Source organism: Candidatus Chlorohelix allophototropha (assembly GCF_030389965.1).
Classification (GTDB): Bacteria; Chloroflexota; Chloroflexia; order Chloroheliales; family Chloroheliaceae; genus Chlorohelix; species Chlorohelix allophototropha.
The window spans coordinates 1,193,577-1,205,877 of sequence record NZ_CP128399.1 but is presented as its reverse complement, the minus strand read 5'-3'; the positions used below and the strand labels follow the sequence as shown (position 1 = coordinate 1,205,877).

The 12,301-nt window shown below is 47.4% G+C and carries 4 protein-coding genes; all 4 read left to right on the top strand.

Annotated features, from left to right (window positions below; genetic code table 11):
* The first annotated feature begins 19 nt into the window (after positions 1-19).
* Entirely contained in the window at positions 20-3,001 is a 2,982-nt protein-coding gene (locus OZ401_RS05055) for a pilus assembly protein TadG-related protein (RefSeq protein ID WP_341469620.1), read from the top strand.
* 312 nt (positions 3,002-3,313) lie between these two features.
* Positions 3,314-8,341: a hypothetical protein gene (locus tag OZ401_RS05050; protein ID WP_341469619.1), complete on the top strand. Its 5,028-nt coding sequence runs from the start codon at positions 3,314-3,316 to the stop codon at positions 8,339-8,341.
* Positions 8,342-8,480: 139 nt separating this feature from the next.
* Positions 8,481-9,896: a coiled-coil domain-containing protein gene (locus OZ401_RS05045; RefSeq protein WP_341469618.1), complete on the top strand. Its 1,416-nt coding sequence runs from the start codon at positions 8,481-8,483 to the stop codon at positions 9,894-9,896.
* Positions 9,897-10,049: 153 nt separating this feature from the next.
* Complete coding sequence (mrdA, locus tag OZ401_RS05040; RefSeq protein WP_341469617.1) at positions 10,050-12,227, top strand: penicillin-binding protein 2; 2,178 nt, start codon at positions 10,050-10,052, stop codon at positions 12,225-12,227.
* Positions 12,228-12,301: the final 74 nt, after the last annotated feature.

The following is a 12,301-nucleotide window of genomic DNA, read 5'->3' as shown; positions in this document are numbered from 1 at the left end:
GAGAGAGGGTCGAGTTTTTATGAATACAATTTTTATAACTCCTTTACTATGGAAAAGACTGAATAGAGCTATACGGCGACGCGAAGAAGGTCAAGCAATGGTTCTTATCGCGGCTGCCGCAGTAGCAATGGTGGCAATAGTTGGTCTTTCAGTAGACGGCGGAATGTCATACTGGGAAGCACAGAAACTCCAACGCGCGGCTGACTCAGCCGCCCTCGCCGGGGTGGTTTGGGTTCCTAGTCAGCCTTTAGTTGCCGATGCTCGCGGTCGCTTGAGTGTGCAGGCACAAGGCTATAACGCTTTCTTTGAATCTGGTAACCAGCAAGCCAGTTATACCAAAACACAAACACAAACCGGAACTCCTTACCAGTATGTATATTATTCCGGCACTATGCCCACAATATATTCATATCAGGTTACACTTGGTATAAAGGTTCCACATTATTTTATGTCTGTGATTGGGTTTGGGGATTATTATATAGAGCGGACATCGACTGCTCAGTATGCTACTCCGGCGCGTTTAGGAGGTAGCTTCAATTATTTTGGCAGTAGTTCCTTGAAATATGACTGGATTATCCGCGATCAAGCTACTTATGGCGGTGGCGACCTTCAGGGTATTGACTACAAGGACTATTATCGCACCCTTTGGAATCGCTATGTCAAGAATCGCTGCGACCAACCTAGCCGCCCTGATCCATGTATAGGCGGTTTCTGGCTAAATACGCAAGGACCAGAGACTAACCATTCCAGCGGGGATGCTTATTCACCTGTGAGTGATGGCGCTACCGCAGTAAGCAACTCAGGTAATAATCCATATACCAATAGCGTAACCGTAAACGCCGGTACTGGTTATAACGCCGGCGCTTCATGTGTACGCCAAAATGATTATTCTTCATGGGTGTTAACGCAGTCGTGGTGGTTTACACTTGGTAGCGGCTGCGATTTAACTGCAGTACCGAATGTAGCAAATCAAGACCTCCATCCAGACGGGAATGGAGCGAGAGGGTTTGGCTATTCGGTGGCGGTGCAGCTAAGTACACAGGCTTTGAAACCTTATACCGGAAACCCATATGATGCAAACGGTTATACCAGTTTCCGCGTTTCGATTTATGATGCGGCTGAAGCAGATGTTGGCGGTCAGGAAGTGTTCGGCTCCGGCGATAACTATTGGGGTACAAGTGCGCCAAACAGTTACGGTGTCAAACCCTATGGTAGTATTTCTGGAACTAATAGTGATACTGCTAGGAAATTGCCTACTTCAAGTTCTAGCCGAACTGACGAAGCTTCTCTAAACTGTGTAACCACCAATTTACCGGCGGTTGGCTCTCAATCACGTTATGAAAACGGCAAACTGGTAGAGGGTGGCACAGTTACCACGCCAAACCGCTATTGCCAGAATGGGATGCGCACTCGTTTCTCGCTCTATTATCCGCCTTTGTCGGATGGTACGCCTACTACTTGGCAAAGTAGGGGCAGTTTGGTAGCAGCTTTCGATGCTACGGAATTGACTCCTCAGAATGAGGTTTGGAGTAATAGTGGAGCTATTAACACTCCTTCTTCCAATCCTCCGCTTACTAACGCACATTGTTACTTTGCCGATGTTAATTACCCCAATAACGCTAACCCGCAAAGCCCTGACTCAACCTTAGTTTTTGCTTGTCCAAGCGGTGAAGGTGGGGGTACAGTTAATGATATATACTGGAATGCTTATCCAAATGCGTCTTTCCCCTTAAGTTATACTAACCGGATAAGCCCATTGAATGCTTCAGGGGTGAATGGGGTCGGTAATGCAAATGAAAACCTGAACGTTGACCCAAGCCAGAGTTGCCGCGCGGTGGGTGACTCGATGCTTTACAATAATAGTACCGATTATGCCAATTCCGTTGCATTGAACGGTTGGATAGATCCACCTTATATCGGTGACCGGATTCCTTACAATATGCGTGGTTATGACCCGTTATGGACAACCCGTGGCACTTTTGTACCGGTCTATGACACTCGAAATCAAACTTATAATGGCGGTTATCAGAGTTATCATGGCTGGCGTTGTTCGTGGGATTTTGACTCCAGCAATACGTTGAATCCCGGACCTAACGGTGACTATTCACAGCCGGGCAGAAAAGACATTTTGCGCCAATTGGCAGAGGGTGTGAATAATAATCCGTATTTGTATATCAGTGACTACGGTTATTTACCGGGTAGCGGACAACTCCAACGCATCAAGTATGTTGATGGGCAACGGTTGGCGGCGACTGTTAGCGATCCGCCCAATGTACGCAATGGGGTTTATCTGTTGCAGACACAGGTTTTTGGCGGCGGCGGTACGAACCGTTACTCAATCAAAGCTGAATATGATAATCCCAAGCCAATTCAGGCGGTGTTTACCGATGTTTCCGGCAATAACGTAACAAAACAGATACCGCCGGTGCCACAGGTGTACGGTATTTCTTCAATGAACATCTATGTTAACGCGATTAATACCCAAGCCGGTGCCTTGAACGTTATTTTTGACTTGGCATATATTCCTGTGGAGAACGCTGATTCGTTGGCTACGCTAGAATTATTTGATGCCGGTGACGTTGGTATCGAAAACCTGAACGTTCAAATTCTTACCCCCTCAGGCTACGGGCAGAATTTGAAGGCGGATGGCACTGTTCCGATTGGTACGGCTTTGTCGGCACGTGCAGTGGCTTGTCCTATGGAATATGTCGGTGTACCTTCGATTGGTTGTGCTTATGGCTCGCTTTCGGCTACAAGTACCGCGATTAAGACGGGTGGGGCTTTCTTTAACGATCAATGGCTGTTCTTAATTTTTAGAGTACCGTCGGCTTCACAATATGATACATGGCAAGCCACCTGTAATTTACAATATGTACCTGATTTCTTGTGTAATTATTTCCAAGTTAACTACTTGCTAAATGGTAGCGCTGGTTTGACGGCACAGGATACTACAACTTGGCAATTAAACATCAGGAACCAACCGGTTCGCTTGATCCAATAAAATAAGCTCAGGGTGGGAGTCTGCTTTTGAGAAATTCAGGAGCGATTTCCTCCCCGTTTTTAATAGCTTTATATATTTGCATTTATACAAGTTATTGTATGCTCCAAGGTCAGGAAAACATCCTGACCGGGTAACTAATCGGTTCAAGTAAGTTCTAAATTTGCCCCTTTCTTTAGCTAGATAGGGGAGCGTAGTTCGGTGAACAGGGTCTAAAATACTTTGCGGCAGCGATATCTATTATCCTGTAATAATTATTCTTTATTTCATTAAGAGTAGCGCCAAGCCGCAAAGACAGAAAGGGAACAGAATAGAATGACACCGCGAGCGATGTGCCGCGTTATCCTTGCCGGGATGATGCTTTTGTTGCCGTTGCTATCGGAGTGGTTCTCACCTGCGCAAGTCTGGGGCGCGGGTTGGCAAGCGAATTTAGCCACTACCGGTATTACTACTCCCCCCGGTACAGGTTCAGGTCCTATCCTGAATTCCCCTTCCGGTTTCTGTAATTTTGACCCGAATAATTACTCAACGGGTGGTATCTTTGGTAACGCGAATGTAGGTACTGGTGGTATCCCAAATATTCAGGTGGATTTATTAAATACTTCCGGTAACCTTATCGCTACCACTACTACCCAAACTCTTGGCAATGGCGATACAATCTTTTATTTTGGCTCCGGTATTGCAGCCACGCTGAATTATAAATTGAGGTTTAACGGAGCCTCTACGGGTAGAGGCATTGTATATTATCCGGATTCTCCCACCTTTGAAGGGGCGGATACACTCTCTTTTGTCGATTCAGCCTCATGCCAAATGCTTGATTTGGATACCGGGCTTCCGTTGGGTTCGCAAGGCGGAGCGGGGCAGTTCCTTTATACTAAAGGTTCGGTAGCGGGGCGGGTGATGGTGCGTAACAGCTCCAGCGTGATAACTAATGGAGTTCCTATTAGTGCTGCTCAAGTCACTCTGGTGAAGGGCTTGGTAACCGAAACCACCGTGCCGGATATTGCTTCGGGATTAGTGAGAACGGTTTCGACAAATACACGCGGCAACTTTATTATTGACCGCAATAGTATTGGCTCGATAACAGATGGTACCACTTTATTTCTAAAGTTTTCCAAGACAAGTTATACCAGCAATTGGTATGGCACCTATAATCCACCGGGTTATGAAGTGGACTCTGAAGCTAACCCCATTAATTTTACCCCTTTACAACTATCAAACTTGGTTAGCATTATATTAACCAGTACTACCGATTATAGCGAGACTTATTATCCACCGGGCGCGCAAAGTTCCGGTACTATTATTCTAGGGCAGATGATTGCCAATAACCACATACAAGGAACGGTCTATCAACCCGATGGTACAACCGCTGCCACCGGCGGCAAGGTGGAAGCATGGGCTAATGGAAAACTCGCGTCGTCTGCTGATATTAGTACTGATGGGCTTGGCACTTATGATATTCAGAAACTCGCGCCGTTTGTCGGTTATAAGCTGAAATTCTATCCGCCTACCGGTGCGCCTTATGTGGGTACATGGTATCTCGATACTGCGCCAAATTACGCCCGTACCATAACTGCTGCCGCTGCAATTACCTCAACCGTGGTTAATGAAACCCTAGCAGGCAAAAACGGGAAATTTATAGTCGGAGGTAATATTACCGGTACTATAACGCTGGGGGGCGGCGGTCCCTCAAACATTACAGTAGAAGTGGTTGACGGCAGTGTTCCGATAACTCAAGCGCAGGTATTAACCTCAACTGTTGTCAATATAGCTGGTAGTTCGGGCATTTATACTATATCCGGCATTCTGGAAAATAACATCTATAATACCAGCGCAGCTTATAAGGTTAGATTCCGCTCGACTGATAATCCCACCCCCTTTATTCAGGGATGGTATGCCACTCCCGGCGGTACAGCGGTTGCCGACCCGACTCTGGCAGCGGCGATTCCTGCATTAACTTTTGAGCCGCCTACCGGTCATGATGTGGTTGCTTCGGTCACAATACCGCGCGGAAATATTATTCAGGGTACAATTACGCCTAGTTCGGGTAGTTTCAATGGTCTGGTAAAAGTAACAGTTTATAGTGGGACGATTCCTATTCAGGATATTTTTGTAAATAGCCCCTATAGCTATTTTACCAACCCGTTACCAAATGGCTCTTATAGGATCCAGTTTACTGCCCCACTACCTGCTGCAGGTCAACCGGGCTATATTAGCGGTTATTTTGGGCAGAGTGGTAACGGGAACTGGGTGGCTAATGCCTCACAAGCTACGCCAATTACTATTTTGGGCGCATCGGTAAACTCGGTTAATGTCCAATTGCCGTTGGGAGTAGGGCTGGATGTGCTTGTGCAAACTCCCGATATAGGAGGAACTAATAAACCTTATGGTACGGTGGAGGTGCGGGTGCTGGATACCAGCCAAGCCCAGCCCTACCCGATTATTGCTTCAACCCTGACCGGTATTAATGATGGTATTGCCAGCTTCCGCTCGTTGCCAGCGGGTACTTATGGTCTGCTAGTATTACCACCGGGTAATGGCGCTCCTAAATTTATTCCCAATGTGACATTGAGTTCAGGTATTGTTACGCAAACTATAATAGTTGAGCGCGCCGCATTTATCACGGGTGTATTAAGCGATAGCGATATACCCCACTATGATTTCGGCACGGTATCTTCTCCAAATATTACAATACAAGCTTATGATATCAACAGCAACCTAACGGAAATTACTCTACAACTTACCAGCTTGATCCACAACATTGATGATAGTTATACTTATGTTGCGAAACTGGTGGGCGGAAATTACAAATTGAAATTTACTGTTACACCGACAATTACAAAAACTTATTTACCGCAATGGTATAGCCTTAAATATAATCGTGATATTGGTGGCGCAGATTTGCTTTCGGTTAGTCCTGACCTGAGCTATAACAACATCAACGCTTCTTTCTCTTCGGGCGGTGCATTCAGGGTGCGGGTGTTAAATGCAGATGATAATAATAATGCGCCGCTTCCGGGCGTGACGCTGAATCTTTACTCTACCAATACTCTCCCTAGCACGCCTATAGACTTAGGCGGAGATAATCTATCAAATAGTGACGGCTATGTAACACACAAGCCGCTTCCAGCCGGAAGTTACTATTTAGGTTTTAGTTATCCAAACAAACAGACGATATTTTACTCAAATAAGATCACAATTACGGATGCTAGTAGCCAACCGATTACCACCGGGAAATATACTGATTTGACGGTAAAAATGTCGTCGCCGCTTACTATCACCGGAATTATTACCTTCCCCACGACTATTCCGGCAGGTGGTCAAATCGTAGTAAAAGCATGGCAATTCGATACTTCTGAATATGTGGGTAAAGTTATAGTACCTATAGCTAGTTCTACTATTACAAAATCCTATACCCTGAACGTGCCGGCTGCCCAATATAAAATCGAGTTCGACTATTATTCAGTTGCTTCTAACCTTCAGCCAACCCAAATCGGCTATTATCATTTAGTAAACAGTTTTTCAAATGCTGATCCGGTACCGCTACCACCAGCGGTTGTGCCCACCGTTCCGAGCACTATCACTGGTATTGATCATATTTTCACAACAATACCCTGTACCATTGATGGCTATACGCTTGGAACACCTACTACTAACACTGTAAATATCAATTTTCATACCACTTGTCCTGATACCAGCAGCCGTGTGACATGGACTGCTGTACCGGGGAGTACTGGGCTAGTTTTCGTTGGTCCATCGGGTGTTCTGGATCACAGTGTAACTATTACTGGTACTGGCTCTAACTTTTTACAGCCAAATACAACCTATTATTTAAAATTATACAGCACTCCGGTTACCCCTACGAGCGAAATTTCGTATCCTAGTGAGATTGTGGCACGTACTGCGGCAGACGGCAAGGCATGGTATTTTGCTGTCGGTAATACCCAGAACTCAGCTGTCAATAAAACCGATGAAGTGTTGCACATTTTGAACACTTCGGGCAATGATGGCAACCCGGCGGCGGTTGCTACCGGATTGATTTCGATTTATGGTACGAACGGTTTGTTAAGTTCGCAACCATTTACCGTCCAACCGCATAGCCGCAGCGATATTAGCGTCAACGGAATTGTAGCCGGAACCGAGCATTCTACAGTGGTTACGGTTACTTCCGGTAGTCCACCAGTAGCGGTAGAGCGTTCGATATATACCAACCGAAGCTTGTTAACCGGCTCTTCGGCTAACGGCGGCTATACCATAGCGGGCGCAACTGCACCGAGTAACACTTGGTATTTCCCGGAGGCGAATAAGACAAGCGATCAGTATTTTACGATTTTTAATCCGAATGTAATAACGGGTTGTTTTAGCATAAGATATTACAATGATGGTAGTGGCGGTTTGGGTCGTTCTATATCAGCGAAAACGATACCGCCAAATTCGCGCTTGCGCTTCTCCATACAGGATCTAACTTACGGAACATCTGCGGCTGTTACTTCGCTTTTTGGGGTTGTTATAGTGGCAGACAATTCTATTGGCTGTGGCGCTGCTAAGCAATTACCCTTGGTGGTGGAACAAGAATTGTATTCTTCCACTATCACCAATAATGGCGCTCGCAAAGGGGTTGGCGGCATGTTTGGCTTGAATACGCCGCAAACCAACTGGAACTTTGCCGATGGTATGAATGGGGCGGTGGATTATGAAACCTACTCTTTCCTTAACAATAACATCTCTCCGGTTGTAATCACGCTCACCTACCAGCTTGAAAGCACATTATCACCTGTGGTAACAACAACATCAATCCCGGCAGGGGCGCATTTGGCTTTTCAGATGAAGAATCCTAATCTAAACCAGCCGGGCAGGCTTTATGGCTTTAGCGTGCAGATACGAGCCAGTTCCAAAATTGTGGTAGGGCGTTATGCAACCTATATGTTATTGCCATTGCAAGGCTGGGACGGTATTATTGCAGAACCGGGTAACAGCCTAACTGCTACACGTTGGTTGTTTGCAGGGGGTGATACTCTTCAGAATCCCGGTAGTAAGGTGTCGAGCCTGAGCTATATAATTGCAAACACTAATTCGTCGCAGGCAGCGAACGTAACATTGACCTACTATGATTCAAGCGGGTCAACCACCGTTAAAACACTAACAGTGGGCGCAAACCAGCGTGTTGCGGTAAATGCCGCTTCTACCGCAGGCACACAAGCGGGCATTGGCGCGGGTAAGAGTATTGTGGCGGTGCAAGTGGACTCGGATATCTCGATTTCAGCAGAACGCATCTTTTATTGGTACTATAACGGTTGGGTGGGCGGTAACGTTAGCTTCGGCTATATCCCGCCCGGATTTTAAAGGTGATTTCAGGCAAGGGGCTTAAGCCCCTTGTCTCTAAGCTAGATTAGTTTTTACTGTTTCCCTCGAAAAAATTGCTTGATTGAGCTTTAACCCGAAATTAGACCAAAACTTTAACAGATAAGAGGAGTTGTCTGAAATGTCGAATAACGACTCACCGTTGGATTCTTCCAAGCCCAATCTGGAGCAGGTGCTAAGTCTGGTACAGAATTTGCAGCTTGCGATGGATAAACAGCGCGCTGAGTTTACGGCTCAGAAAAATGAGCTTGAAGCTAAAATCAATAAGCTGGAGAACGCCCTACAAGAGAAGCACAGCGAGCAAGAAGTGGCGGTAGTAGAAGCGCGTACCAGTCGCCGCAAAATGCTCAGACGTTTGGGGGCAGCGGCGGCAGGCGTTGCTGTAGCCAGCGCGGCTACCCTTTCACAGACGGCTAGTCCCGCGTATGCGTATGGGGCTTTGAATTTTCAATCAGATGCCACTTCAGGTGATGGCACTTTCGCTACCCCTAACAAGTCGAATGCTCCAACTTATTGGACTGTGGTTAACGCCAGTAGTACACCGGGTACGGCTGTGCCTGTACTGGATATTACTAATGCAACCACCACTGGCACCCTTTTAGATGGCGTTAAGGTTACGGTTGCGAGTGGTGTGGCGCTTAACGGTGCATCCACCAATGACGTGGCAATTAGCGGTACAACTCAAGGTACTTCCAAAGCGGCAGTGCAGGGGCTAATCGGTAGCACTCCTACCATTAATAACAATTTGCTTTCAAATACCGGGGCTGTGACAGGTTCTTCGGGTAGTGCCAGCGCAAGTTCGCACGGGGTGGCGGGTTTCAGTGGCAGCACCGGTGCGGCAGGTGTGTTCGGCGCATCCGAAGGTGGACCGGGAGTTTTAGGGATTAGCTCTGCCACTTATGGTGGTCAATTTAGAACTTTTTCTTCAACCAGTTCTCAGCTATATGTACAGCCACATCCTACTGTAACAGGTGTGCCATCTTGGTCTGGAATTCCGGGAGAAATGTTTGTTGACCATACCGGGGTTTTCTATATACGTACTAGTGGGGGCTGGGCTTTGATGTCTCAAGTAACGCAGTCGCTGGGACCGCAACTCACCTTACTTCCAGCACCGGTGCGCGTATTTGACTCGGCGGCTGGGGTTGGTATGTCTACTGCCGGGCAGGTACCCGGTTTCAACACGGTTGTGCCTACTGATTCAAGTATAGTACCTTATACTAAGACCTTTGAAACTCGCACCGTAGGAGTAAACGGTCCAGCTACAGGGGTTCCAACCAGCGCCACCGCTATATTCGGGGTAATTTCGATATATTATTTTTATGCAGGAGCCTTATTTGGTTATGTTACGCTGTGGCCCACTGGTGCGTCTTACCCGAAGGCAGATGCGACTCGTGGGGTGGTAACTATCGGTAGTTCGCCAAATAATGTGGTCACCTCTTTCTTTCTCAATAAAATTAATACCAGTACCGGGCAACTGAATGTAGCCACACAACGCGATTGCAATATTATTGTGGATTGCTACGGCTATTACTCCTAGATTTTGGTAGGCGCGTGGGTCGGTGTAAAACCGACCTTTTTTTATTTCCCCGTCCGCACTTAAGGGTACATATCCCGCCTAATCGCCGTAGCCGGGATTGACATAGAGTAGTAACAGGGGTTATGTTATCGCTCTAAGAACTGGAGGTTATTTATGAATCAGGGAGACAGCATGAAGATAGGGCGGAGACGATTTCTACAAATGGCAGCAATGGTTATCACTGTTGGAGGATTTTTGGAGGCATGCAGTGATGAACCGACTGCTAACACTGCAAATCCTACCACTACTTCGGCGGGTCGCTCCGATACAATTCCGGCTGTCCGTTCCGGTACAGTTCCCATGCCTACCTCTACTCCTACTGCTCCTGAAAAACCCGAAGATATAGCGGGGAATTTTCTCAAAGCTTGGGAAGAACAGCGCTACGAGGATATGTACGCGCTACTTTCGGTTTCAGCGCGTGGCTTTATTGAGCGTGATAAATTTGTTGCCCGCTATACCAATATTGCAGCAGAGGCAACTCTTTCCAATTTACAGACAAAGTTGGGTAGCGCAAAGCCTCCCGCCACTCCGAATGACCCTTATGGGTTTAATTTCACGGCAAACTTTAAAACTATCCGAGCAGGGGATTTCACTCAGCAAAATACCTTGCGATTGGTGCAGGATAATAACCGTTGGCGAATAGACTGGCAACCCACCAATATTTTTTCAGGGTTGGCAACCGGAAATCTGGTACGCATGATACCTTTGAATCCTACACGCGGGACAATTTCTGATCGTTCGCTGCAACCGCTGGCAAAAGCCGGAGTCTATTACACGGTTTTTGTTGTTCCCGGTAAAATCGATAATGAGCAACAATTGCTGGATACTTTGAGCCAGAGTCTTACGATGGATAAGAACGTCATAAAGGATTTGTACAAGAACGGGCAACCGGATTGGCGAATGGATATAAAACGGTTGCCGGGCAGTACGCCGCAAGCTACCCTGAATACTTTGCAGGCTATCAAGGGGGTGGGCATAGCTGAGACAGAAGATCGGGTATATCCGGCTGCTACTACCGCTGCCCAAACGTTGGGCTATCTTTCGGCGGTTAACGCGGAGGAGTTGAAAACGCTGGCAGCTAAAGGTTATCGCGAAGATGACCAGATCGGACGGGCGGGAGTTGAGGCGTGGGCTGAAGAGTTGCTTGCAGGCGATAAGGGCGGCAAGCTGACCATTATCACACCGGACGGTGGTATTTCCGAGAAACTGGCGGAGAAAGCATCGGTTGACGGTTCTAATTTGGTGCTAAATCTTGACCTGACTATTCAAAAGAACGCCGAGCGGATTTTGGGCGACAAGATGGGTAGCATAGTGGTGCTGGATGTAAACGACGGCTCTACGTTGGCGCTTGCTTGCAACCCCCGCTATGATCCGAATGGGTTTATTCTAGGGTTGAGCGGTAGCCAGTTTAAAGCGCTGAATGATGACCCGCGCCATCCTTTCCAAAATCGTCCGGTTACAGGCTTGCTTCCTCCCGGTTCAACCTTCAAGGTTATTACGATGGCGGCGGCGTTGGAAAGACTTGGGATGAAGCCCGATGACCGTTTTACCTGCACCGGACATTGGACGGGGTTGGGAGAGCAATTTGCCAAAGATTGTTATCTTAAAACCGGGCATGGCAACATTACCCTTTATCAAGGGTTGGTACAATCGTGTGATGTAGTATTTTACGAGCTTGGCAAAAAGCTGGATGAAACCGACCCACTGTTATTACCAGCAGTAACCAAAGGTTTTGGGTTAGGTTCTTCCACCGGGTTGGTAGGCTTGACCGATGCGCCCGGACAGGTTCCAGACCCACAATGGAAAAAGGACAACCTCCAACAAGCTTGGGTGCGGGGCGATGCGGTAAATTTGGGCATTGGGCAGGGCTATTTGCTGGTTACACCGCTTCATATGGCAGCTTTGTATGCCGCTATCGGTAACGGTGGGCAAATCCCGGTGCCTCGTTTGGTAGCGCGTAGCGAGAAAGGCGCGAATCCCCAAACCTACGCCGCTAAAGTTAAGCAGAAATTGCCCATTTCGTCTGCTAACCTCGATATAATTCGCCGCGCCTTGGCGGATGTGACAATATCCGGTACCGGGGCGCAAGCTTTTGCCGGTTCGCGTATTAGGGTGGCAGGCAAAACCGGTACGGCAGAAAGCGGTAAGGAGACACCCCACGCTTGGTTCTGTTGTTATGCGCCCGCCGATAAACCTAAATATGCGGTGGTGATTGCATTGGAAGAGGCAGGTTTTGGCAATGAAAAAGCTGCCCCCTTAGCGCGTCAGCTAATTGACACCCTGACGTTTTAGGTAATCAGAACTTACGCTTTGACTGAAACAAGGGGCTTGAAAACCCCTTGCTCAAAATTATAGGCGAAAGCTCT